Here is a 23,002-nt window from a genome sequence, read left to right on the forward strand (position 1 = left end):
GTATGGCACAAAATACGAAAAACCTCATTGGCATAACGGGCGTACCATTTGTGATGGTGCTCGGCAACTCCATGCTGATTCCTGTACTACCGGCGATGAAAGGAGCACTTGGGTTAACAAGCCTTCAGTCCAGTTTCCTTATCACGGCGTTTTCGATTGCGGCCGGTTTGGTGATCCCGATAGCAGGCTATTTATCTGACCGATTTCCCCGCAAGAAAGTGATCATGATTGCGTTGATTATTTATGGGATAGGCGGCTTGCTCGCAGGATTTGCCGCCATGTGGTGGAAAAACCCGTATCCGATTATATTGGCGGGGCGCTTTCTGCAAGGGATTGGCGCTGCGGGGACAGCACCGATTGCCATGGCGCTCGTTGGCGATCTGTTTAATGGTTCATCGGAAAGCAAAGCCCTTGGACTATTGGAAACGTCAAATGGCTTAGGCAAGGTGCTCAGCCCGATCATTGGTTCCTTGCTCGGGCTCATCGCTTGGTATATGGTGTTTCTGGCGTTCCCCGTTATTTGCTGTCTATTGCTCGTTATGTTTTTATGGTTGGTTACCGAAAAAAAGAAAACAGTCGAGCCACTCCCATTTGGTGCATACAAAAAAGCGGTTGGCGCGGTATTAACCAAGCATAAGCAATGGCTGTGGGCGGTCTTTTTGATCGGTAGCGTGTGTTTGTTTACGTTATTCGGCGTCCTTTATTATTTGTCAGAACGTCTGGAGGAAGAATTCAAGATTGAGGGCGTTCTAAAAGGCGGGATTTTGGCGATTCCGCTTCTGGCAATGTCAATCATGGCTTATTTGACCGGCATCATGATCAAGCAAAAGCTAAACCGGATGCGTTGGTTCATCATCACGGGCATGCTGCTATTGTCCGCTTCCTATGTTGCCGCGGGATTCGTCAAGAATGTGTATATCTTGATCGGGATCTTGACCGTGGGAAGTGTCGGTTCCGGGATGATTTTGCCATGCTTGAACAGCATGATCACAGGGGCGGTCAAAAAATCGGAACGCGGCATGCTTACTTCCTTGTATAACGGTGTTCGTTTTATCGGTGTGGCAATTGGACCACCCGTGTTCAGCTGGCTGATTAAAATTTCCTCGAATGTGATGTTCATGAGTGTTGCCGTGCTTGCATTCGTATCGGCAGCAGTGGCGTTTTTCTTCATTAAGCCGGAAAACATGGAGCTTGACGCCGCCTCCAAAGAACAACAGGAGGCGAAGAAAAAAGAGCAGGATGCGATCCGCAAATCGCTTGCGATTTTGGGTATCGAGCAGGACGGGGCAGAGATGGAAGAACAGCACAGATCGCGCGAGCAGTTCGGGTTTAATATCAACGAGATGGTTGATCAGCTGCTGAAGCAAAAGGAGAAGGAAAAATAAACAGCCCTGGTCTCGGTAGTAATTCACCGTGCCAGGCTGTTTTTTTATGCCAAGCCATGCTCACGCAGGTAGGCGAGGGTAAGCGGGTACACATCGTCGCGCAGCGTCGGGCTGAATTTGTCATCCGTCTTCAGCGTTTCCGGAACGTCCAGGAGAAGGCATCCACCGACATTGTCGTGCACCATCTCTTGGAGTTGACGCTCCACCTGGGCCACATAAATATCTTTGACGATGGCGTCGCCCACGGTGTATTGCCCGATTTTTCGGATAGCGGACAGGCAGTAGCCCGTTTCTTCATAGGTTTCGCGGATTGCCGCCGCGATGCTGGTCTCGCCGGGCTCCACTTTGCCCCCCGGAAGTTCAATGCCCCGTTCGGTATGGATCGTAAACAGCAATTTGTTTTGATAAAAGGGAAAAACCAGCACATGCTTGGCTGTGCGCTCACTAAAGATCGCTGGATCAAAGGTCAGCGTTACAGGCAGGCCGTAATGGTCAAGAAAGCGATGCATCGTGTGAATTCTCCTTTCGGGTCAGGATCATATGCTTGATTGCTTTCATCGCTTGGCCTGAGGCCAAAGCGAGACTGGCATAAGCAGGTCCGTTGACCACATCGCCAATCGCATAGATCCAGTCGATCTCTGTCTGAAGCACATCATTGACGACATAAAAGCCTTCACCGTACGTGGGGAGCCCGGGTAAAAGCTCACTGTTGCCCCGAACTCCGATTCGCGGCAATATCCAGTCTGCGTCAAGTGTCAGATCCGGTTTGCCTACAGTGGAGTGCAAGGTCGCGACGGGAGTAGGAGCGGCAGTTACCTCTGCAATCTCCGTTTCCCAAAGGATCGTCACGTTATCGCGCTCGTGCAGCTGTTTTTGCCATTCATCGCGTGCGCGCAGGCGATTGGAGCGCACGCTGACCCACACGTTTTGCGCATAGGAAGACAGGTTTATAGCGGATTCAACGGCGCGGTCGCCACTGCCAATTACGAGAATATTTTGGTTGGCAAGCGATTTGGCGTTCGATGTTGTTGAAAACCAAGGGCCGAGAACATTCGGGGCATTGTTCAAAGCCGCGAGCTGATTGGGGCGTATTCCAGTCGCAATGACGAGGTAGTTAGGACGGTATACGCGCGCTGTCGTATGTACGAGCCGTTTGGCTGTATCGATGGAGACGGCTTGTTCATTCATGCGGACGAGACCGTTTACACACAGGCTCTCGTTTTTTTTGAGTTCGGTCAAGAGAGCTTCTCCATCCTGATAAACGCCAGGCGGGAAGTCCCATATTCGGTTGCGTATCTGGCCGATTTGCCCGCCGATGGCATCCGTGCCTTCCAAAACAACGGCAGATAACCCTAAGCGCTGGCACCAGATCGCAGCGGAAAGGCCGGCCATTCCACCACCGATAATTAACACCTGTACATGTTCCACCGCTCTCCCTCCTCTCTCTATTCTTAATAATAGCGCAGGTTGATGAAAAAGAAAAAGCCTGACGTGAGGTGGTGTGGATTGAAAGGGGCCCGCATCTCCATGATATAGTGAAGATGAGGTGAAGAATGGTGAAGCACTACTTCTCGATTGGCGAGGTGTCCAAATTATTCAATCTGTCTGTGCAGGCGCTGCGCCTGTATGATCAGCTGGGCATTGTGAAGCCTTCCTATGTCAATGAAGACAACGGATACCGGTACTACACCATAGATCAGTTCACGCTGCTCGACTTTTTGAAGGTGTGCAAAGCGTCACAGGTGCCGTTGAAAGAAATAAAAGAGATTCTCGATCAGCCGTTGACTGTCGAGCACACAAAACAGCTTTTGCAAACCCAGGAAAACATCCTGGCGGAGCAGATTGCTTCGTTAACCGAGGTCAAAAACGGCATCGCGCGGAAACGGGGAGACATCGAACGCTGGCAGGAGAGGCTTCCGCAATGCATCACAGTGTTACATCTGCCTGAGCGCCGGATCGCACAAAAGCGGGTACAAATCTCGTCGGAAGTCGCATTTGAGCTGATGTATCGCGAATTGCTCCTGACTTTCGACAAAACACCATCCTTTCTCTCGTTCCAAACCGGCGTCATCACATCGCGCCAAGCGTGGCTGGACCGGAATGAATGCACGACGACCCACATGTTCGTCACGTATCACGAAGAGGTGCCGGTAGGATATGATAGAGCGACGATTCCGGAGGGCACATTTCTGTCCCTGATCATTGAGGATTCTTACCTCAACTATATGACCTATTACGAGCAGCTACGCAGTTATGTTGAGAAAAACGGGATCGAACCGTTAGGCGAATTATATGAGCTTTATGTCATGTCCTTGCCGGGAACGGAAAAGAATGGCGGAAAAGACAAAACATTGTGGGAGCTTCAGGTGCAAATAAATCCCTTGACTCTATAGTTACAATAGACCTTACACTCTCCTTACGTAAGGGGAGGAAGGGACGTTATGAAACAAACATTTACATTTTCACAAAAGCTTGGTCAGTTGCTCGCGATCTTGCTGCCGGTTTTGGTTAGCCAAATTGCGATCTTCGCGATGAGTTTTTTCGATACGATCATGTCTGGGCATGCCAGCTCGGTCGATTTGGCTGGCGTAGCGATCGGTTCCAGCATTTGGGCGCCGGTTAGTGCCGGTTTGACGGGGATCGTCGCAGCGGTTACCCCAATTTTAGCACAGCATCTCGGTGGAAATCGCCGCGAACAAATCCCGTTTACACTTGCCCAAGGGATTTACTTGAGTATCGCACTTGCGCTGGGCACCGTTGTCGTCGGCGTGTTTGCCTTACAGCCAATTTTGTCGCACATGGATTTGGAGGAAGGCGTACGGTCGATTGCCTTTCGCTTTTTGGTAGCTTTGTCTTTTGGTATCATACCTTTATTTTTGTACACGGCTTTTCGCAGCTTCATCGACGCGCACGGCAAGACACGGGTAACCATGTTGATTTCACTTGTCGCCTTACCGGTAAATATCGCGCTTAACTATGTGCTGATTTTTGGCAAACTGGGCTTTCCACGCATGGGTGGTGTGGGTGCAGGCGTAGCGTCAGCGATCACGTATTGGGTAATCGCCGCCATCTCACTGCTCGTCATCGTCCGTCATGAATCGTTTTCGCAATACCGGATATTCCACCGCATGCCGCGCATTTCGTTTGCGGCTTGGAAGGAGCTTCTGCGCATCGGAGTGCCGATCGGATTGTCGGTTTCGTTTGAGGTCGGGGTTTTTGCAGTCGTAACGCTTTTGATGAGTGGATACAGCACGACGACGATCGCTGCCCATCAAGCGGCCATCAACTTTGCTTCATTCCTGTACATGATCCCCTATAGCATTTCTACCGCGCTGACGATCATGGTCGGATTTGAGGTTGGGGCAAAAAGACCGGCAGATTCCAAGCAGTACAGCTTTATCGGTCTGTTTCTGGCTGCTGGACTCGCGATCGTATGCGCAGCATTCCTGTTCCTTTTCAACAAAGAGGTAGCGGCATTGTACACGACTGATATGGATGTGCTGACGCTGACCCAGCATTTCCTCTTGTATGCGATCTTCTTTCAAATGTCAGATGCGATTGCCGCACCGATCCAAGGTGCATTACGCGGTTATAAAGATGTCAATGTCACCTTCATCGTGGCGTTCATCAGCTATTGGGTCATTGGATTGCCCGTCGGTTATGCACTTGCTGCATACACGTCGATGGGAGCATTCGGCTATTGGATTGGTCTCATCACCGGGCTTGCCGTCGGGGCGGTCTGTTTGCTGGCACGCTTGCTCTTCATTCAGCGCCGGTTCCAGAAAGGTGCGCTGCAAGGGAAAATCACGACCAAGGCAGATGCGGCCGCTTTGGCGGTAAAACAAAACGTGCAGAACAACTGCTAATTACGAATTTGGGCGGCGAATCGTAGGCACATCGGCTAGGCTTCTGTACGTATACTGCAGGTGTGATGGTTATCATGGAAAGGGGCCGCTTTTCGTGAAGCACCTGCGGGAAACTATGAAGCATTTTCAAAAAACAGCGGAACGGCTTTCCAAGCTTGGCTTCAACAGTGAGCAGCCGTGGAAAACGCTGTCGCAAATGAATGAGCTGTTGGATGGCGAGTTTTGGGAGAACATGGCGACGTTGGGCAAATATGCTGACCAAACATGGGGGGAGCCGGAGGAGCAGCAAGAGACGGAGCAGGCGGTGACCAAAGCGTCAGCTAAAGCACCGGCAAAGAAATTCGTGCCGAATGTGGATCTGTTCAAGACAGATACGCGAGTGATTGTCTCTTGCGAAATCTCCGGATTCGATCGGGACAGCCTCGAAGTCAAATTCATCGATCCGCGAACCATCATCATCATGGGACGCATCCGCGAGCATACATTTGCGCATGCCAGGTTGACAAAGGAACGCAGCTATGGGAAATTCCGCCGTGAAATTAAGTTGCCGGTCGCGGTCGTTCCCAAAAAAATGAAAGTCGAATATGCCGATGGCGTACTCGAATTGCAGTTTATCCGCAGCGGCAAAACGCGGAGGAAACAACCGGGTACGACATAAATTGAATCGCAAAAAGGCGTAAAAAAGGGAGGAACAGCGAACAGCGTGTTCCTCCCTTTTTATACGTTCCCCACCTGCGGCTGATCAATGATGCTTGGATCGAGGGTGTTGGTCAAGCTGATTCCATTCACCGTATTGACGATATTGCCAGTATTTCCGCCCCCAGAACCGGAAAACGTCTTGGCGGTTGCCTTGGGAGAGATATTTAATGCATCACCAAAATTGACTGTTCCTGAATTGCTGTTGATGTTGACAGCACCCACGACGGATGGCAAAGAATTCCCTCCCCTTCGTATCGTTTTGTGACGATGTCTAGCGTGCTAGGTGGCGAATGGTTTTGACACGAGATTCGGCATAGGTGGACACGGTTGAGCCAATCTGCACAACGGAAGAAGTCACCACGCTCTGTATATTGACAAACTCAACGCGAATGAAAGGAGATTCATTCAACGTAATGATCTCGAGCGGTTCGTCAACAACGGGCTGAGTGATGTCCGCGCAAAAAGTGGCGAATCGGTCCAACGTGTAGTCGCTTTCGAAAAACGTCACTTCTTCACGCTGAACGGCCAATACGTCGGCGTGCAAGTTGTGCTCCTCCGAATCCCCGATTTGAAAGACGGTGGAATCACCTGTTTGTAAAATATCTATACGTTGTACTTTCGATGTCCGGAACGGCATAGTGACCCCCTTCTACGCCCGTCTTACGCGCGGAAGACGCGGAACGCGGGGTTCAACCTCAGGCACAAGTGGCGTCGTGACGCCGACGATCAGTGACTCTGGAGGCGTTTCAAAAATACTGCCAAGCTGAATGCACTGACTATCGCCGATCCTGAGGATCGAGGAAGTCGCAATCTCTGTACATTTGACGGTTCCGATTGAAAGGCAGCCATTGATAACCGTATATCGCATCTACGCTCCCCCTGCTTCCCGAGGAAGATTCTGCAGGAACGATTCGCACGTCTTGTCGATATCCCGTTTGACTTTCTCGATGACTTTTTGCTCGATTGCCGGATACTGAGACGGATCGAGTTGATCGGGCTGCAATTGGTTCAAATAGTAATGAATGCGCTGATCGATTTGGTTTTTTATGTCATTCATGATGAATTTGCGATAGGGGTCATGCAGAGGGTAGGCGTACTTTTGCTCCAGCGCTTCCAGCGAGTAAATCGCGTCGCTATCCAGGTAATGATGAATCTGCTCTTGTATCCGGCAGAAAAGCTCATCGGACGGTTTGACTGCAGAAGGTACATCCATGGATTGATTGACGGCATACTCGCTGATGGAGGCGTCCTCGCTTTTTGGCGGATTCAGCCCGATATTTAAGGTGCCTTCCAGCCGCTCGATTTTCAACAGATCAAACTTGTACTCGTTTGTGATAGTTTGAGTGCCTGCTTTATCTTTCAATTGATTGACATCTTTCTGCAGATCTTCTACCAACTTGGTGAGTTGCTCCATTTGTAGGGTCTGCGCCTGCAAGAAGCAGGTTAGCTGCTCCAGGCATGCGACCACTTCAGGACTCATCATCGTCATCTGTCATCACCTTCTTCTAAATTACCATACTCAAAAACGCGATGGCTGTGTAAGGGGAACGAATGGAGTGGTGGGGAGTTCGACGGGGCCTGGCCTGGCCTGTGGAGCTGCCTCTGTGAACCCCCCTGTGTTGTACAGTTTGGCTAACGGTTTGACGATGCCGGCGCTGCCGATTTGTAAGACCGATGCGTTGGAAATGCCCTCGACTTTTAACGTATGAATCGTGATGGTTTGTTGCACAAAAAAATTCATCTTCGTTCACTCCTGCATCCAGCAAATAATCAAGTGCGTTGAATGAAAACGGCTTGATCTTCCGCCTCGGAATCATATATCTGAATGATGCTCTTGGGATTATTAATGAGCAGATTGGTGCCTGAATTGAACGAACCGCCGCCTGCAAACGTTTTGGTTACGCTTTGCGGGGCAATGGTTCGCACATCCCCGATGTTCATCACACCGGACAGACTGTTTACATTTACGGAACCTACGATTGCCGGCATAGAAACGACACCCTTTTTATACATCCTTGCTTGCATTCTATGTCGATTGGCTATGGGTGTTCATAACTGTCTGCAAACGAAAATAACTTGAAACGCATAGGCTGTATGATACGTCTAACAGAAGAGAAGTGAAACAATAAATGGAAATGACGGTAAAGAATGAAAGCATCACGATTAAAGAAGTGGAGGTAGAGAGCGTTACGCGGTCATCGCTCGTACTGATTGGGGATGTGGATGTCATTACGTTCTCGTCCATTTTCGATACGCCGCCAGACTCGCTTATTCGGGACAAAAAAGAAGCTGGCCAAAGCAAGACGACTAACCGCGCTACCATGCGGTTGGGGTCCGATTTTTTTAGGGAAGCAGTCGAATTGGAATGATGGTAAACTACAAAGAGAAAACTGACAAGCTGAAATAGGAGCTTTTACCATGAAACTGATTATTGCCGAAAAACCGGACCAGGGGGCGAAATTGGCGTCCCCCTTCGTACATAAAAAACAACAGGGATTCATTGAAATTCAGCCGAACGCGATCTTTCCGCAAGGAGCTTGCGTGACGTGGGCGGTCGGGCACATTTGCGAGCTGGTCGCCCCGGAGGAGTACAATCCCGCGTGGAAGCGCTGGACGGTCGCGACGTTGCCGATCATTCCCGAGCAATTCCGCTATCAGGTGACCAAGTCAAAAGCGAAGCAGTTTGGCGTTATTAAACAGCTGCTGAAACGCTCGGATGTGACCGAAATCATCCATGCAGGCGATGCCGGGCGCGAAGGGGAACTGATCATCCGCACAGCGGTGCAAATGACCGGTGTCCGCAAACCGATGAAACGGCTGTGGATCTCTTCCTTAACCGAAAAGGCGATACTCGACGGGTTCAGCAATTTGCTCGGCGAGGCGGACACCCGCAGCTTGTATCATGAAGCATACAGCCGGGCATGTGCCGATTGGCTGATCGGAATGAACGCATCGCGGATATACACGATTTTGCTGAAGGAAAAAGGCATTGCCGATGTATTCTCCGCAGGCCGCGTGCAGACACCGACTCTGGCATTGGTGGTCAAACGGGAGCGGGAGATCGCCAATTTCAAATCGGAGCCGTTCTGGGAGGTTCTCGCCAGATTTGACATTGCGGGCAAGGTGTATGACGGAGTTTGGCAAAAAGACGGCGAATCGCGCATTGACAACCAAGAGCTGGCGGAAAAAATCGCGGCGTTTTGCCAAAAGAAGCCGGCATTGGCCAAAGAAGTGATCAAAGAGCGCAAAGAGTTTCAACCACCTTATTTGTTCAATCTTTCCGCACTGCAGGCAACGATGAACAAACTATACAAGTTTCCGCCGAAAAAGACGCTCGATACGGCACAGCAGCTGTATGTAAAAGGCTATCTGTCCTATCCACGCTCCGATTCAGCATTCGTGACTGCGGGCGAGGCAAAAACGTTTCCCGAGATTTTGCAAAAGCTCGCACGCAAGCCGGAGTACAAATCGTATTTTCCGACACCGACAACCTCTTTGTTGCAAAACAAACGGTATGTGAATGAGAAGAAAGTAACGGACCACTATGCCATCATTCCGACCGAGCAAGTACCGGATTTGGGGCGCTTGAGCGAGGATGAACGAAAGCTGTACGATCTCGTCGCCCGAAGGTTGATCGCGGCGCATCATGATGTAGCGATTTTTGACTATACGACCATCACGACATTGGTCGATGAGCGGGCCGAATTCGTCTCGAAAGGCAGCGTGCTCGTTCAGGCAGGCTGGCGACAAGTTCTTTTTCAGGAAGATGCGGATGAAAAAGATGAAGAGAAACAGCTGCCGCCTGTCGAGCAAGGAGAGCGCGGCAGAGTGGAAAAAGCGAGGGTGAAGGAGAGCAAGACGCAGCCACCCAAGCGCTATACAGAAGGTCAACTGATCACGTTAATGAAGACAGCGGGCAAGAATATCGACAACCAAGAGCTGGAAAAAGTGCTGATGAAAACGGAAGGGCTTGGTACGGAAGCGACCCGCGCCGGCATCATCACGATGCTCAAGGACCGCAAATATATTGAAGTCAAAAAAAATCAGGTGTTTGCAACAGCGAAAGGAATGCTATTGATCGATGTGATCGGCGATAAAATCTTGGCGTCGCCCGAAATGACCGCTCGTTGGGAACAGCGGCTGGGTGAAATCGGGCAAGGGGAGGCATCGCCGGAAGCGTTCATGGAGCAGGTGAAAAAGCTGTCGGCCAAAATCGTCGAGGATGCCGTCGGGCAAGCGCCCGAATGGAAGCTGGACGGAATCGAGATCGAGTCGATGCCCAAAAGTGCATCCAAGTTCAGCTTGGGTAAAACCGTAGCGACTTGCCGCGTTTGCGGCGGCAATCTGGTCGATAAAGGCTCGTTTTACGGGTGTTCAAACTATACAAAAAATCGATGCAAGGTGACGGTTCCGAAAAAATTGCTCGGCAAGTCCATCTCTGCGACGAATGTAAAGAAATTGATGGAAACCGGTCAGAGCAATGTGATTAAGGGATTCAAAAAGGGAGAGAAGACTTTTGATGCCTCGCTGGTTTGGAATGAGGCGGAGAAAGGGTTCCGTTTTGGCTTTGGCGACAAAGCGTAATGAACCGAGCAGGTAGGGGGAAACGATGAAAAGAGGATCAATCCTGATCGTATGGATGGTCGTCATGGCTGTGTTCTCGCTACCAGTGACAAGCTTTGCAGAGAGCATGGCTCCTGTTCAGCCCACAGGAAGCGAGCCTGTAGAGCAGCTGGGAGGTATCGAGCCAGCGCAGCAGCAGCAAAATGCACAAGTGGTACAACCAACAAGCACGCCAGCGGCATTATCCCAGCAAAATACCCCGGCAGCGCAGCTGCCAAAAGAGACCGTTACAGCTGGGAAGGTTGCACAGGGGCAGCGGAAAGTGCGTACGGTGACTTTTCCGAATCAAGATCGCTATTGGATGGAGCGCATGGAATTCGCCGTGACGTCCAAAACGCCATACATACAGAAAATTGTCGTGCCGGGACGCAACGGGACGATCCGGTACGTCGCGCAAAAGGCAGACGCGAACAAAAAGCTGACGCGCGAATGGAAAACGGGACCGCTCGGCGCGGTGCTGCCGGCCACGACCGTTTTCATCGATACGGATCAGACGCATATGCTGATAAGCTATCCCGAGCGATATATCAGCAGAGCAAACCATACGCTGGAGTATAGGGCGAATCAGTATCCGATCGCAGTCAAGCAAACGGCTGCAGGCTATGAGTTAACCGTCAAGTTTCCACAGGAAAAAGGGTCGATCGGAGAAGTATGGTCATTGAGTTCTGCGAAGCCGCTGGTCGATTGGTCGAAGCCAAATTTGCCTGCGATCTGGCTTCTGCTCGATCTGCATGATCAGCAAAAATGGTCATGGGACGGCTTCTACGTAAAAACGCCAGCAACCTATGAGCCACATGGCCCCAATTTGTACTGGCGGATTCCGATCAACTATGTGGCGAAATCGTTTGTCATGACAGGCGGCAGTCAAGCTGCAGACGACTTGGGCTGGGTGATGCTCTCGGTCATTCTGACGAATCAGAATCAGCTGGGGTATTGGGAAACACAGCCCGGGTCATCCTGGTTGAGAGGGCTATATGACGTGCAGCCAGGCTTTTATGATACGCGTTTCAACACCGATATGGCGATCGTGCTTTTGAGAGGCTATCACAAATATAAAGATGTCCGCTTCTGGAACGCGGCCAACCGCTATGCGCAGTTTTTCCTCGAGCACGTGGAGAAGAATCACTTTGTGCTACAGGGGCCGAAAGAAGGATGGCTGGTCAGCGATTACGCTCATTTGGCGAAACCTTTCAAACCGACGCACAGTTCGCTCAATCATCAATTGCAGGAAACCAAATTTTTGTTGGAAATGTTTACGGAAACGAAACTACCGGTCTATGAGGAACAGGCGCAAAAGCTGCTGCAAGGAGTGAAAAACTCGACGGCAAGCTGGATCAAGGAAAATCTCGACCTGCATTATGCCTATTTGCCAAGCGGACAAATGGGGATGGCGGACTATCCGTTTCTCACCTATGACGATCTATGGCAAACCCAGCAGATGCTGATCGTCCTTTACGGCCAGATGGACAGCGATTTGGCGACGCTGATGGAAAGCAAAAAGGCGTTCATGGATCTCACCAATATTACAGGCTACATTCAACGACCGTTGCCTGAGCCAAAACCGGTGGCGGTAAAAATGGAAACGTCTGAAGCAGGCGGTAATCAATAAGCAAAAAGAAGCGCGGGTTCCCATGTGGAGCTCGCATTTTTATTCCCGTCATAAATAATAATCATTACGATTTATCTTGACTAATGCAATCAGCTTATGTATTCTTTTTTATAAATCGTAATTATTACGTTTTGTGTAAAAAGCAAACGAGAAGGGGCGAACCTTGCATGGAACAAGAGAAGCAACAAAGTGCAACAAAACGCATCCCGGTAACCGTGTTGAGCGGCTACTTGGGGGCTGGAAAAACAACGATCCTCAATCATGTGCTGAATAATCGACAGGGGCTGCGCGTTGCCGTCATCGTGAACGACTTGAGCGAGTTAAATATCGATGCGGAGCTGGTGAAAGAGGGCGGAGGCGTATCGCGCACGGATGAAAAAGTGGTGGAGATGTCGAACGGCTGCATCTGCTGCACCTTGCGTGAAGATTTGCTGGTTGAGGTGCAGAGGCTGGTAGAGGCGAATCGGTACGATTACATATTAATCGAATCGACCGGGATCGGCGAACCGGTTCCGGTCGCGCAGACATTCACCTATGTCGATGAAGAAAACGGCATTGATTTGTCGGCGGTCTGCCGTCTGGACACGATGGTCACCGTCGTCGATGCGTATCGATTTTGGCACGACTTTTCTTCAGGCGAAACCTTGCTTTCACGCAACCAGGCGGTCGATGAACAGGATACCCGCGAGGTCGTGGATCTTTTGATCGACCAGATTGAGTTTTGCGATGTGTTGATCCTAAACAAATGCGACATGGTGGATCCGGACGATTTGGCAGAGCTCGAGCTCGTTTTGCGCAAGCTGCAGCCGACAGCCCGTTTCATCCGTGCCGAAAAGGGCGTAGTGGATCCGGCACACATCGTAAATACGGGCTTGTTCGATTTCGAAAAGGCAAGTATGTCGGCAGGTTGGATCAAGGAGCTGGAGATAGAAAGCCACACGCCCGAAACGGAAGAGTACGGGATTTCCTCTTTCGTGTACCGCCGTCGTGAGCCGTTTCATCCTGCACGTCTCGCAGCATGGCTCGAAGAGTGGCCGGAAGCGGTCGTACGGGCAAAAGGGTTCTTCTGGCTGGCGACTCGTCCTGATTGGGCTATGACTTTGAGCCAAGCTGGACCATCCATCCAAGTGGGGACTGCCGGGCAATGGGTGGCCGCACTTACCGGTCGAGAGCGGCTGCTCGCGCTGGCTGAAGACCCGGACCAACAAGAATCGTGGCATCCGGAGTTCGGCGATCGCATCAATGAACTGGTGCTGATCGGCATCGACATGAACAAGGAAGAATTGATCCGCACGCTGGACGCCTGCCTTTTGACAGAAGAAGAGCTGGCAGGTGACTGGAGCCAGCTGCCTGATCCGCTCCCGACCGAGAGCACGGTCGTCGAGGTAGCGCTTCACTCTTAAACTCATGAACAGACAAGGAGAATGACCATGCGTGTAACCGTCATTTTGCAATGTATAGAAACAGGAGACCGAAACTACATCACATCAAAAAACAAGCGGAACAATCCAGAGCGGTTGGAGCTGAAAAAATATTCGCCGCGTCTCAAGCGCTATACCCTTCACCGTGAAACGAAGTAAAACGGTACAATGCAAAAAGAAAGCTACCATGTGTGCAATCATGGCAGCTTTCTTTTTTTCTTGAGTATGGGTCATGTCAGCTTCGTCCGCCTGCGCCTCACGGGTCCAACCAAGACGCTTTCTCCAGGCTTCAAGGTGATTCGGAACGTGCGATTGTGCCGTCTTCTTGCCAAGCAAATACCCTCCCAACAGGTCCACTCTAGTGGCATGATATGCAGTCTTCCGCCATGGTGTCGGTTATAGTTGTCCCAAGGCGGATGAGGATTTTGCTGCAAGCGGGTTTTACGGCCCGTTAGCTGTTCCGGCTCCGGTTCCGGAGAGGTATACGTAAGGTGTTTTCGGAGCTTTGACTGGCGTAATCTGTTCCGCTTTCAACATGAGGAACTGGCTTCCGTTCAAGCTTGTCATCGTAAGCGTGCCTTTTACCTTCACCCACGAATCCGTGGCAAAAGCTTTGGCATTTTTGGCATCGACCAACACGCCTGCCACAGTCGCATCGGCAGTACAGCATGAGACCGTGAAGCGCGCCACGACAAATTCAGAGCCGGAAAAATCAGGCTGTCGATACACGAAGCCGGTCGTCTCGAGCTCGTGGCCCTCGAATTCTTTCGGATACAAATCGAGAATCGTCAAGCCGTCAAGAAACAGCTTGTCGTCCATGTTAATGATCGGCTGCTTGTACATAAACATGGCAATGTCGGTGTAATAGTCGCCAAAGTTATTGGATTGAAACATATTTCGGATCTCTGCATCCCTCAGCTTTTTGCTCTGTTGCTTCGGTGTTTCCATGGTTTGGGGTAACGCTGGCGATTGGGCAGGTGACGTTGTGCTATCCGGCTGTGCGGGCGCTTGGCTCCCCGCTTTACTTGGCGATAACGACGATTGCTTGGCGATCAGTTCCTTTGCGTTTCCGGCGAGCAAGTTGACGCCTTTTTTCTGCGCAAGTTCGCTGCCTAAAATCTTGTGCGGGAGCAAAAAGCCCATCGCTAATGGTAAAATGAACAACCCATAGAACAGTGTCGAACGAATCACGCCGCGTGGCAATCCGTGATCGCCGCCGCAGTCGCAATCGTTTGCTTTCGCGCCGGTAATCGCTTGCGTCAGGCACGCGATAGTAAGCAGGATCATGATCCCGAGCGTAACGTAGCAGAGCATGTGTAAGCGAGGGGCCAGGTAATACTGAATGTCGCCCGTGATCAACAGCTTGGTCAAAAGCACGGTGAATCCGAGCAATATGTAGGAGCGCAAAAAATAGTGAAAGCTGAATGTTGCACGCAAAATGGTCTCCCTCCTAACGGTATAAGGTGTGTGGATCGAGCCAAATTCCGCAAACCAAGGACAAAACCAGCACGATAACAGTGGTGACCGCGATCAGTGCAGCAACAAAGGCAAAGCGGAACGAACCGAGCAGCATGAGCGTGTTTTTCAAATCGATCATCGGTCCGAACACGAGGAATGCCAAGAGCGAACTCGTGCTAAACGTGTTGCCAAAGGAAGCCGCGATGAACGCATCGGCCTCAGAGCAAAGTGAAAAAATATATCCCAGTCCCATCATAACCAGGTGTGAGGCGAGGGGAGTTTGTCCCAATGCGCTAAGCGTGTCGCGCGAAAGAAAAACTTGCAGAATCGAGCTGACCAAAGCACCAAAGATCAAATATTTTCCCATATCAAAAAATTCGTCCACCGCATGGCTGAACACGGCGAATATGCCGGAGGAACCGCGCGAGGAATGTGCGGATGTTTCTTCCGCACCGTAACGTAGCACCCGATTCCGGAAAAAAAACAGGACGAACGCGCCGACCAAAAGTGCGGTGACGAGCGCAAGTACGCTACGATAGACAACCATTTCTGGCTGCTTGATAAAGGCGGTGTAAGTAGCTGCCATCACGACCGGATTGACAATCGGTCCTGCCAATAGAAATGTGACCCCGACAGAGGGAGGCATGCCTTTGTGGATCAGACGGCGCACAATGGGAATGATCGCGCATTCGCAAACTGGGAAAAGGAAGCCAAGCAAAGAGGCAAACGGCAATGCCACAAGCGGATGCTTCGGCGTCCAGCGCCTGATTTGTTCGTCGGTTACGAACGTTTGGATGAGTGCGGAGAAAAACACACCCAGCAGCACAAACGGGACAGCTTCCAGGAGGATGCTGAGAAACAGGGTTTTCACATCGAGCCAACGTTCCAAGGGGGTGTCCCTCCTTACGAAAATCAATAACGTAACTATAAACCGGAATTATTCTTGTTTGCAATGCGTATCTTTTCGACAAGCCGTATTCCTGACCACAATGGTTTCCATTACTTTATGAGCGAGAGGACAAACCATGCATGATTTTAACGCTGCATTCACAATTTTTCGCTACCATCGAATGAGGTGAAGCTGCATAAGATGAGTAGGGGCGGACGTTTGCAGCAGGCAAATCCAATCGATTTGGAAGGATTACTCGACAAAAGAAGTAACAAAATGCGCCGAGCATTCGACAGTCATCGCTGATTTGGTTCAGTATACTTGGTTACAGACATGATTCGCGAAATGGGTACAAGAGAAAGGGGCGTAAAACCAGATGATGACTGATCGTAACCCAAAATGGGATACCGTTCCGCTCGATGAGCAGCCACATATACAAGCCATGCTCGTTTACCAGCGTGCCGCCGCCACACTCTATGTGCGTTGGAAAATGTCGCAAACACGGATGAGAATGGTCGCCTCGTATCTTGAAGCCGATGAGCGCTGCATCAAGCAAGGGCTACGATTGTATGATGCAACCGATTCGCTCGACCGCCAAACAATACGTGATTTTATGATCAACGAGTCGTCGGCAGGCGCGAATGCGAAAGAAATTTCCGAAATTGTCGAGAATCGCATTTATATTGTAGATTATGGTTTTTTCCATCAGGATAAGTTTTACCCCATCTTACGGTCGGAGCCGATCGCGGTCAACGCGATGTGATGCCGGTCAGGGGATGTGAAGGAGGGACGCCGGATGAGCGACATACGGTTTGGGACGGACGGGTGGAGAGCGGTGATCGCCGATCAATTCACAATGGAAAACGTACGAATCGTCGCACAGGCGATTGCTCACTATACGATCGAAAATCAGCAGCAGCAACAAGGAATCATCGTCGGCCATGATACGCGATTCATGGGGCGGGCATTCGCGCAAGAGGTAGCGAGCGTACTGGCAGCCAACGGAATCACCGCCTATTTGGTGAACGAACCGACGCCGACCCCGGTCGTCGCTTTTGGAGTGAGGCATTTTGCCGCGAGCGGTGCGGTCATGATCACAGCAAGCCACAATCCTCCGCACTACAACGGAATCAAGTACATACCCGATTATGCCGGACCTGCCACGAACCCGATCACGATCCGGTTGGAGCAGTTAATCCATCAGGTGCAGCAAAAACGTGAGGTGAACCGGATCAGTCTAGAAGAAGCGGCGAGCAAACGGAAGCTGCAATACATTTATTTGCGCCCGCACTACGAGGCGCATCTTCGTCGGATGATCCGTTTTGATGTGCTTCGTGGAGCCGCTCTGCATATCGTGGTCGATGCGATGCACGGCGCCGGGATCGGCTATGTCAGCACCATTTTGAAAGAAAACGGGCTGAAAGTGACGACCATCCGCGATTATGAGGACCCGATGTTTGGCGGTGAGCTGCCGGAGCCCAATGACAAACATCTGGCAGAACTCAAAGAGGAAATACGCCATGCACGCGCTGACCTTGGGCTAGCGAATGACGGCGATGCGGATCGATTCGGCGTCGTCGCTGCTGACGGACGGTATATCCCGCCTAATCAGGTGCTTGCGCTGCTCGCGCGCCACCTCATCAAAAACCGCAAGCAGACCGGGCGGATCGTTCGTACAGTCGCGACGACGCATCTGCTTGATCGAATTGCCCGTCAGCATGGGCTGGATAGCGTGGAGACACCAGTCGGCTTCAAGTATGTTGGCACCGAGATGATGGCAGGAGACGTACTCATCGGCGGGGAAGAAAGCGGCGGTTGCAGCATTATGGGGCATATACCGGAAAAGGACGGTATTTTGACGAACTTGCTGATTGCCGAAATGTGCGCGTGGGAAAAGAAAAGCATTACGGACATTTTGGCTGAGCTGCATGGCGAGTATGGCGAATTTTTTAGCACCCGCCTCGATCTGAAAACGCGGGGAAACAGCGAATGGCTTAATCAAATAAGAGAAAAGCCGCCCGTCCAGATCGGTAGCTATGAGGTTCGGGGCGTCGACCAAAAAGACGGGATCAAGCTGCAGCTAGATAACGAACAATGGCTGCTGATTCGTCCGTCCGGGACGGAGCCGCTGGTGCGGATTTATTGTGAGGCGGGTTCGCTGGAGGAGCTTGGCGGACTACAAGAGACGGTTTCTGATTGGTTCCGGGATTTGCACGATGACGAATAAACCTAAAAGGCGCCCTGACAGCGTAAGAACGCGGAAGGGGCGCTTTTTTTGTACAGATAAGAATTTATAAAATTCTTATCCAGTATAAGGGCAACCGCGGCTCCGCCAAAAAGCATGGCGTAGCCAGGTTTTCTAAACACTTAAAGAGCCAAGTTTTCCAGCTTTAGCTGGATTGTAAACAATGGTAGAATAGAAACGTATTTTTGTATGAAGTAAAGCTGCTACCGCAAAGGTCTGCTGCTTGACACTATTGGTAAGACGTGGGAGCGAGACAGTGAACGATGAAAATCGAAGAATCTGTGTTAACCGAATTTTTGCATCAGGTGCGATTGAAAAGTCCGTCACCAGATGACCCGATCGTCGTTTCGTATACGCCCCATCCATGGGAGCTGGTCGGGACCGGCAACTATGCGGGCGTATTTGGTCACCCTGATTATCCCGAGCTGGTCGTGAAAGTGTATGCGCCGGGACGGCCTGGGATTGAAAAAGAGATCGAGGTGTACAGCAAGCTGGGGGAAACGCGTTACTTTCCCGTCTGCTATCAGTATGGGGACAATTATTTGGTCATACGTCGGATGAACGGCATCTCCCTGTTCGACTGCATTCGCCACGGGATTCCCATCCCGCCGCAAGTCATCGAGGATGTGGAGGAAGCGTTGGAGCTCGCGCGCAAAAGGGGCTTGTATCCGCATGACGTGCATGGAAAAAACGTGCTGATGCATCTGGGGCGCGGTTATTTGATCGATGTGTCCGACTATTACATCAAGGCGGAAGATACGAAATGGCGCGATTTGCGTAAAGCGTACAATGCGATTTATTTGCCTTTCCTCAAGGACCGCGGGTGGAAGGTGCCGCTATGGGTATTGGATGGCATTCGCAAAGGATACCGGTATGTAAAGAAGGTGCACCGGCTGCTTGAGGCGATGCGGCTGTAGGGACGGTCGCTTGGGAAACGGGCACTTCATTGCCGCTTACGAGACGATATGATAGAATTTGATTTTGACCGCATATGGAGCTTTTTTTCTAATGATGCATTTGCAGGGGATAGAGGAGGACAAGATGTTGATTTACTACTTATACGCACTGGCAGTCATTTTATTGGATCAATTGACAAAGTACGCCATCGTAAAAAACATGGTTCAGGGCGAATCGATCCCGTTGATCGATAATGTCTTCCAATTAACCTCGCATCGCAATATGGGAGCGGCATTTGGAATTCTGCAAAATCAGCGGATTTTGTTCATTATTATCACCCTGGCGGTCGTCACGGGCATCATCGTGACGCTGTTCCGTATCGGGCGCACGCAGCCGCGCATTTCCCTCGGTCTTTCGCTCGTGCTGGGTGGGGCGATCGGTAACTTTATCGACCGCGCTTTAAATGGACAAGTCGTCGATTTTCTCGATTTTGTGCTGATCCATTTCCCGATCTTCAATGTGGCGGATGCTGCGATCACCATCGGGGTCGTCATCCTGCTGCTTGACATTTTCTTTGATTCGAAACGAACACGATAGGAGAACACCATTATGGAAAATACCCCGCTTTTTGAACGCTTCGACTGGACGGTCGAGGCTGCCGACAAGGGCGAGCGGATCGACAAATTCATCACATCGGCCAATGAAGACTGGTCGCGTTCCCAAGTACAGGCATGGGTAAAGGAAGGGCGCGTCACAGTAAACGGTGAGCCGATTAAAAACAATTATAAAGTGGCGGTAGATGACGAGGTCACGCTGCGCGTACCACCTCCGCGGGAGCTGGCGATCAAGGCTGAGGAAATGCCTTTGGACATCGTGTTCGAAGACGCTGATGTCGTGGTGGTCAATAAGCCGCGCGGACTTGTCGTGCATCCGGCGCCGGGACATTACAGCGGCACGCTGGTCAACGGCCTGATGCATCATTGCAAGGATCTTTCCGGGATCAACGGCGTATTGCGTCCGGGCATCGTGCACCGAATCGACAAGGATACTTCCGGTCTTTTGATGATCGCCAAAAACGACAAGGCTCATATGGGACTTGCCGAGCAATTGAAAAACCATTCAGTCAACCGCAAGTATGTAGCATTGGTCAACGGCGTGATTCCGCATGAAATGGGCACGATCGATGCGCCGATCGGCCGCGATCCAAAAAATCGTCAGCAAATGGCGGTTGTCTTCGAAAACAGCAAGTCGGCTGTCACGCATTTTGTCGTGCTGGAGCGTTTTGCTGATGCGACATTGGTTGAGTTGAAGCTAGAAACGGGCCGGACGCACCAAATCCGCGTCCATATGAAATATATCGGCTATCCGCTCGTCGGCGACCCGAAATACGGAATGAAGAGCAACATCGATTTTGACGGGCAGGCGCTGCATGCCAAAACGCTCGGCTTCGAGCATCCTCGGACAGGGGAGTACATGGAGTTTGAGGCGGAGTTGCCTACGGAGATGAAAGAGCTGATTGCATTTTTGCGCCAGCAGTAGGAAGCGGGGTAAGTTGAACCTTCCTTACATCGATAGATTTATTTTTCTTGACACCCATCCGCAAAGGTGGCATACTGATTGCAGATGCAAAGTGAACCTTTAAATCCAGTCCTGTGAGGCTGGCAAGGGCTTCGGATATGGAAAAGAAGGCTGCAGCCGCCGGCTGTCTGCCTATTTTCCGCAAGCGAGCTTCTTGTCAGGTGGACAAGAAGCTTTTTCTTGTTTCATTGACAAACTTCCTAAGAGGAGAGGCGTACGATGGGTGAAAAAAGCGTATTGATGGATGAAGCAGCCATTCGCAGGGCGTTGACACGCATTGCCCACGAGATCATCGAGAAAAACAAAGGCGTCGAGGATTGCATCATCGTCGGCATCAAGACGCGCGGTGTGTACCTGGCGGAGCGCCTCGCCGAGCGGATCGAACAGATCGAAAGCGTCAAGCTGGCAGTCGGCGAACTGGACATCACGTTTTACCGCGATGACCTTTCGCACAAAGCGGAGGATGCGGTGCTGCGCGGCGCGCAAATTCCGGAAGATGTGACAGGCAAGACGATCATCCTGGTCGATGACGTTCTCTTTACGGGACGGACCGTCCGTGCGGCATTGGATGCCTTGATGGACCACGGCCGCCCCAAAATGATTCAGTTGGCTGTGTTGGTAGACCGCGGTCACCGCGAGCTGCCGATCCGACCTGACTATGTAGGCAAAAACGTGCCGACTTCACGAAGCGAGATCATTTCCGTTCTGCTCGAAGATGTCGACGGCGCTGAAGAAGTTACGATTTCCCAAGTATCGGAATAGTCCTCTTTAAATCCAATCCCGTGAGATTGGCAAGGGGAGACTTTGTACCGTCTCTCTTTGTGTGCGCACAAAGAGATTTTTTTTGCCCAAAAGCAAACAATACAAAGAGAAATGAGGGGGAGCCCAATGAATCAAAAGAATTTTATCGATGTCCATGAAACACCTGCACCGTCCCGGCTCTTGCCGCTCAGCATTCAGCACTTATTCGCCATGTTTGGCTCTACGGTACTGGTTCCGATCCTGGTCGGACTTGATCCATCGGTAGCACTGCTCACGAGCGGAATCGGCACGCTCTTGTACCTGCTCATCACAAAAGGAAAAATTCCGAACTACGTCGGATCGTCCTTTGCCTTCATCGGTCCGATCATCACCGTGTCCCACGCATACGGCATGGGAGTGGCACTGCTCGGCGGCCTCCTCTCCGGTCTAGTCTACATGCTGGTGTCGGGAATCGTCTACAAAGCGGGCGTACGCTGGCTCGACCGCGTTCTGCCTCCGGTCGTCATCGCCTCGATCATCGCGGTCATCGGCTTGAGCTTATCCGGTGTAGCCGTCGACATGGCGACGAAAGTAACGGTAAACAATCAATCGGTCTTCTCGCTCACCTCCGCGGAAATTTCGTTGGTGACTGTCATCGTAACGGTAATTGCAGCGGTTGTGCTGCGCGGATTTTTCGCACTCATCCCGATTTTGATCGGTATCATCGTAGGTTATCTGTACACGCTGGTTCGCCATCCAGACCTGATTATGAGCAAATGGAACCTGGTGACGGACGCAAGCTGGATCGTTGGATTCTCGGAAATGTTCCACAGCCACCTGAAAGTCGGTCTGGTCGTCGAAGCGATGAAAACCCCTTCTTCCTGGCTCGCAGCGCTCATCATCGCGCCAATCGCGTTCGTTACGCTGGCTGAGCATCTTGGCCACCTGCTGGTAACCGGAAAAGTCATGGACCGCGATCTGATGAAAGACCCGGGCCTGCACCGTTCGCTCTTAGGTGACGGTGTGGCGACCACGCTCGCAGCGTTTCTCGGCGGACCGCCGAATACAACGTATGGTGAAAACATCGGTGTCTTGGCTATCACCCGGGTCTACAGCCGCGTGGTCATCGCGCTTGCAGCGGTATTCGCCATCCTGTTCGCCTTCATCGGCAAAATCAGCGCGCTCTTGATGACCATCCCGACCCCGGTGCTCGGCGGCGTTTCGATCATCCTGTTCGGGATCATCGCTGCGCAAGGCTTGCGGATGTTCGTCGAAAACAAAGTAGACTTTGCCAACAAACGCAACATGATCATCGCTGCAGCGATTTTGGTCACCGGTATCGGCGGATACAAAATCAGCTTTGAAAGCATTCCGTTCCTGAGCAACCTGACAATCGATAACATCGCGTTCTCCACTTTCTTTGGGATCATCCTGAATGCGGTTTTGCCAGGCAAGGATCAGGCGCAGGCGGATGAGATGAAAAAACAAATCGCATAACAGAATACAGTTCGCAATCCTTTTAAATCGGTCCCGAGAGGCTGGTAAGGGTAAGCAGGGCTTCCTTTGCCCTGCACTGTAGAAGCAGTTAAAG

General features: G+C 51.2%; 26 protein-coding genes. 16 read left to right on the forward strand and 10 right to left on the reverse strand.

Annotation, left to right across the window (positions count from 1 at the left end; translation table 11 throughout):
* The first annotated feature begins 2 nt into the window (after nt 1–2).
* Nucleotides 3–1,385 (forward strand): MFS transporter, encoded by a 1,383-nt coding sequence (locus EDM56_RS06125; RefSeq protein ID WP_122917011.1) that lies wholly within the window; start codon nt 3–5, stop codon nt 1,383–1,385.
* 44 nt (nt 1,386–1,429) lie between these two features.
* Here EDM56_RS06125 and EDM56_RS06130 read toward each other — a convergent pair whose 3' ends face one another.
* Together EDM56_RS06130 and EDM56_RS06135 are read right to left on the reverse strand one after the other, a co-directional pair.
* Nucleotides 1,430–1,894, reverse strand: coding sequence for an NUDIX domain-containing protein (locus tag EDM56_RS06130; RefSeq protein WP_122917012.1), 465 nt, complete (start codon nt 1,892–1,894; stop codon nt 1,430–1,432).
* Nucleotides 1,878–2,813, reverse strand: a complete 936-nt coding sequence (locus tag EDM56_RS06135) for an NAD(P)/FAD-dependent oxidoreductase (protein WP_122917013.1) — start codon at nt 2,811–2,813, stop codon at nt 1,878–1,880. The genes EDM56_RS06130 and EDM56_RS06135 overlap by 17 nt, the downstream gene beginning before the upstream one ends.
* Before the next feature lie 125 nt (nt 2,814–2,938).
* Here EDM56_RS06135 and EDM56_RS06140 point away from each other — a divergent pair, with 125 nt between their 5' ends.
* From EDM56_RS06140 to EDM56_RS06150, 3 genes are all read left to right on the forward strand, one after another.
* Nucleotides 2,939–3,778: a MerR family transcriptional regulator gene (locus tag EDM56_RS06140; protein ID WP_122917014.1), complete on the forward strand. Its 840-nt coding sequence runs from the start codon at nt 2,939–2,941 to the stop codon at nt 3,776–3,778.
* Between the two features lie 48 nt (nt 3,779–3,826).
* On the forward strand, nt 3,827–5,251 hold the full coding sequence (locus tag EDM56_RS06145; protein ID WP_122917015.1) for an MATE family efflux transporter: 1,425 nt from the start codon (nt 3,827–3,829) through the stop codon (nt 5,249–5,251).
* Nucleotides 5,252–5,345: 94 nt separating this feature from the next.
* Nucleotides 5,346–5,909 carry an Hsp20/alpha crystallin family protein gene (locus EDM56_RS06150; protein ID WP_122917016.1) on the forward strand — a complete coding sequence of 188 codons (564 nt, stop codon included), beginning with the start codon at nt 5,346–5,348 and terminating at the stop codon, nt 5,907–5,909.
* Between the two features lie 59 nt (nt 5,910–5,968).
* Here EDM56_RS06150 and EDM56_RS06155 read toward each other — a convergent pair whose 3' ends face one another.
* The 6 genes from EDM56_RS06155 to EDM56_RS06180 are packed head-to-tail and all read right to left on the reverse strand — an operon-like array spanning nt 5,969 to nt 7,939.
* Nucleotides 5,969–6,184: a spore germination protein gene (locus EDM56_RS06155; protein ID WP_122917017.1), complete on the reverse strand. Its 216-nt coding sequence runs from the start codon at nt 6,182–6,184 to the stop codon at nt 5,969–5,971.
* 37 nt (nt 6,185–6,221) lie between these two features.
* Nucleotides 6,222–6,587 carry a spore germination protein GerPE gene (locus EDM56_RS06160; protein WP_122917018.1) on the reverse strand — a complete coding sequence of 122 codons (366 nt, stop codon included), beginning with the start codon at nt 6,585–6,587 and terminating at the stop codon, nt 6,222–6,224.
* Between the two features lie 12 nt (nt 6,588–6,599).
* Nucleotides 6,600–6,818, reverse strand: a complete 219-nt coding sequence (locus EDM56_RS06165; RefSeq protein ID WP_122917019.1) for a spore gernimation protein GerPD — start codon at nt 6,816–6,818, stop codon at nt 6,600–6,602.
* The gene (gene gerPC, locus EDM56_RS06170) at nt 6,819–7,439 is read right to left on the reverse strand and encodes a spore germination protein GerPC (protein ID WP_246009285.1); all 621 of its coding nucleotides are present in this window, start codon (nt 7,437–7,439) and stop codon (nt 6,819–6,821) included. It lies immediately after the preceding gene.
* 30 nt (nt 7,440–7,469) lie between these two features.
* The gene (locus EDM56_RS06175; protein ID WP_122917020.1) at nt 7,470–7,691 is read right to left on the reverse strand and encodes a spore germination protein GerPB; all 222 of its coding nucleotides are present in this window, start codon (nt 7,689–7,691) and stop codon (nt 7,470–7,472) included.
* Nucleotides 7,692–7,720: 29 nt separating this feature from the next.
* A complete protein-coding gene (locus EDM56_RS06180; protein ID WP_122917021.1) occupies nt 7,721–7,939 on the reverse strand; it encodes a spore germination protein in 219 nt (72 codons plus the stop codon).
* A gap of 140 nt (nt 7,940–8,079) precedes the next feature.
* On the opposite strand from EDM56_RS06180, the gene EDM56_RS06185 reads away from it, so the two are divergent.
* The 5 genes from EDM56_RS06185 to rpmG all read left to right on the forward strand — a co-directional run bounded on the left by EDM56_RS06185 (nt 8,080) and on the right by rpmG (nt 13,762).
* Entirely contained in the window at nt 8,080–8,319 is a 240-nt protein-coding gene (locus EDM56_RS06185) for a spore gernimation protein GerPD (protein ID WP_122917022.1), read from the forward strand.
* 49 nt (nt 8,320–8,368) lie between these two features.
* The gene (locus EDM56_RS06190) at nt 8,369–10,534 is read left to right on the forward strand and encodes a DNA topoisomerase III (RefSeq protein WP_122917023.1); all 2,166 of its coding nucleotides are present in this window, start codon (nt 8,369–8,371) and stop codon (nt 10,532–10,534) included.
* A gap of 25 nt (nt 10,535–10,559) precedes the next feature.
* On the forward strand, nt 10,560–12,182 hold the full coding sequence (locus EDM56_RS06195; RefSeq protein WP_122917024.1) for a hypothetical protein: 1,623 nt from the start codon (nt 10,560–10,562) through the stop codon (nt 12,180–12,182).
* Between the two features lie 167 nt (nt 12,183–12,349).
* A complete protein-coding gene (locus EDM56_RS06200; protein ID WP_122917025.1) occupies nt 12,350–13,585 on the forward strand; it encodes a GTP-binding protein in 1,236 nt (411 codons plus the stop codon).
* Between the two features lie 27 nt (nt 13,586–13,612).
* Nucleotides 13,613–13,762 (forward strand): 50S ribosomal protein L33, encoded by a 150-nt coding sequence (gene rpmG / locus EDM56_RS06205; protein ID WP_122917026.1) that lies wholly within the window; start codon nt 13,613–13,615, stop codon nt 13,760–13,762.
* A gap of 282 nt (nt 13,763–14,044) precedes the next feature.
* Here rpmG and EDM56_RS06210 read toward each other — a convergent pair whose 3' ends face one another.
* A complete protein-coding gene (locus EDM56_RS06210; RefSeq protein ID WP_246009286.1) occupies nt 14,045–15,040 on the reverse strand; it encodes a TIGR03943 family putative permease subunit in 996 nt (331 codons plus the stop codon).
* A 13-nt stretch (nt 15,041–15,053) separates the two neighbouring features.
* Nucleotides 15,054–15,950, reverse strand: a complete 897-nt coding sequence (locus tag EDM56_RS06215; protein WP_183192311.1) for a permease — start codon at nt 15,948–15,950, stop codon at nt 15,054–15,056.
* 376 nt (nt 15,951–16,326) lie between these two features.
* Here EDM56_RS06215 and EDM56_RS06220 point away from each other — a divergent pair, with 376 nt between their 5' ends.
* The 7 genes from EDM56_RS06220 (at nt 16,327) to EDM56_RS06250 (ending at nt 22,908) form a co-directional block, all read left to right on the forward strand.
* Nucleotides 16,327–16,713, forward strand: a complete 387-nt coding sequence (locus EDM56_RS06220) for a DUF4912 domain-containing protein (protein ID WP_122917029.1) — start codon at nt 16,327–16,329, stop codon at nt 16,711–16,713.
* 33 nt (nt 16,714–16,746) lie between these two features.
* Nucleotides 16,747–18,177: a phosphoglucomutase/phosphomannomutase family protein gene (locus tag EDM56_RS06225; RefSeq protein WP_122917030.1), complete on the forward strand. Its 1,431-nt coding sequence runs from the start codon at nt 16,747–16,749 to the stop codon at nt 18,175–18,177.
* Between the two features lie 281 nt (nt 18,178–18,458).
* Entirely contained in the window at nt 18,459–19,112 is a 654-nt protein-coding gene (locus EDM56_RS06230) for a serine/threonine protein kinase (RefSeq protein WP_122917031.1), read from the forward strand.
* Nucleotides 19,113–19,239: 127 nt separating this feature from the next.
* Complete coding sequence (gene lspA / locus EDM56_RS06235) at nt 19,240–19,689, forward strand: signal peptidase II (protein WP_122917160.1); 450 nt, start codon at nt 19,240–19,242, stop codon at nt 19,687–19,689.
* A 12-nt stretch (nt 19,690–19,701) separates the two neighbouring features.
* A complete protein-coding gene (locus EDM56_RS06240; protein WP_122917032.1) occupies nt 19,702–20,631 on the forward strand; it encodes an RluA family pseudouridine synthase in 930 nt (309 codons plus the stop codon).
* A gap of 258 nt (nt 20,632–20,889) precedes the next feature.
* Nucleotides 20,890–21,432, forward strand: coding sequence for a bifunctional pyr operon transcriptional regulator/uracil phosphoribosyltransferase PyrR (gene pyrR, locus EDM56_RS06245; protein ID WP_122917033.1), 543 nt, complete (start codon nt 20,890–20,892; stop codon nt 21,430–21,432).
* A 126-nt stretch (nt 21,433–21,558) separates the two neighbouring features.
* On the forward strand, nt 21,559–22,908 hold the full coding sequence (locus tag EDM56_RS06250; protein WP_122917034.1) for a solute carrier family 23 protein: 1,350 nt from the start codon (nt 21,559–21,561) through the stop codon (nt 22,906–22,908).
* Nucleotides 22,909–23,002 lie beyond the last annotated feature (94 nt).

The organism is Brevibacillus fluminis, from assembly GCF_003710825.1.
Lineage (GTDB): Bacteria > Bacillota > Bacilli > Brevibacillales > Brevibacillaceae > Brevibacillus_D > Brevibacillus_D fluminis.

Excerpts from the sequence above, each read along its gene's own strand:
- EDM56_RS06125 (WP_122917011.1), top strand. The coding sequence starts at position 3 with ATGGCACAAAATACGAAAAACCTCATTGGCATAACGGGCGTACCATTT.
- EDM56_RS06130 (WP_122917012.1), bottom strand. The coding sequence starts at position 1,894 with ATGCATCGCTTTCTTGACCATTACGGCCTGCCTGTAACGCTGACCTTT.
- EDM56_RS06140 (WP_122917014.1), top strand. The coding sequence starts at position 2,939 with ATGGTGAAGCACTACTTCTCGATTGGCGAGGTGTCCAAATTATTCAAT.
- EDM56_RS06145 (WP_122917015.1), top strand. The coding sequence starts at position 3,827 with ATGAAACAAACATTTACATTTTCACAAAAGCTTGGTCAGTTGCTCGCG.
- EDM56_RS06160 (WP_122917018.1), bottom strand. The coding sequence starts at position 6,587 with ATGCCGTTCCGGACATCGAAAGTACAACGTATAGATATTTTACAAACA.
- EDM56_RS06165 (WP_122917019.1), bottom strand. The coding sequence starts at position 6,818 with ATGCGATATACGGTTATCAATGGCTGCCTTTCAATCGGAACCGTCAAA.
- gerPC (WP_246009285.1), bottom strand. The coding sequence starts at position 7,439 with ATGACGATGATGAGTCCTGAAGTGGTCGCATGCCTGGAGCAGCTAACC.
- EDM56_RS06175 (WP_122917020.1), bottom strand. The coding sequence starts at position 7,691 with ATGAATTTTTTTGTGCAACAAACCATCACGATTCATACGTTAAAAGTC.
- EDM56_RS06180 (WP_122917021.1), bottom strand. The coding sequence starts at position 7,939 with ATGCCGGCAATCGTAGGTTCCGTAAATGTAAACAGTCTGTCCGGTGTG.
- EDM56_RS06185 (WP_122917022.1), top strand. The coding sequence starts at position 8,080 with ATGGAAATGACGGTAAAGAATGAAAGCATCACGATTAAAGAAGTGGAG.
- EDM56_RS06190 (WP_122917023.1), top strand. The coding sequence starts at position 8,369 with ATGAAACTGATTATTGCCGAAAAACCGGACCAGGGGGCGAAATTGGCG.
- EDM56_RS06195 (WP_122917024.1), top strand. The coding sequence starts at position 10,560 with ATGAAAAGAGGATCAATCCTGATCGTATGGATGGTCGTCATGGCTGTG.
- EDM56_RS06200 (WP_122917025.1), top strand. The coding sequence starts at position 12,350 with ATGGAACAAGAGAAGCAACAAAGTGCAACAAAACGCATCCCGGTAACC.
- rpmG (WP_122917026.1), top strand. The coding sequence starts at position 13,613 with ATGCGTGTAACCGTCATTTTGCAATGTATAGAAACAGGAGACCGAAAC.
- EDM56_RS06220 (WP_122917029.1), top strand. The coding sequence starts at position 16,327 with ATGATGACTGATCGTAACCCAAAATGGGATACCGTTCCGCTCGATGAG.
- EDM56_RS06225 (WP_122917030.1), top strand. The coding sequence starts at position 16,747 with ATGAGCGACATACGGTTTGGGACGGACGGGTGGAGAGCGGTGATCGCC.
- EDM56_RS06230 (WP_122917031.1), top strand. The coding sequence starts at position 18,459 with ATGAAAATCGAAGAATCTGTGTTAACCGAATTTTTGCATCAGGTGCGA.
- EDM56_RS06240 (WP_122917032.1), top strand. The coding sequence starts at position 19,702 with ATGGAAAATACCCCGCTTTTTGAACGCTTCGACTGGACGGTCGAGGCT.
- pyrR (WP_122917033.1), top strand. The coding sequence starts at position 20,890 with ATGGGTGAAAAAAGCGTATTGATGGATGAAGCAGCCATTCGCAGGGCG.
- EDM56_RS06250 (WP_122917034.1), top strand. The coding sequence starts at position 21,559 with ATGAATCAAAAGAATTTTATCGATGTCCATGAAACACCTGCACCGTCC.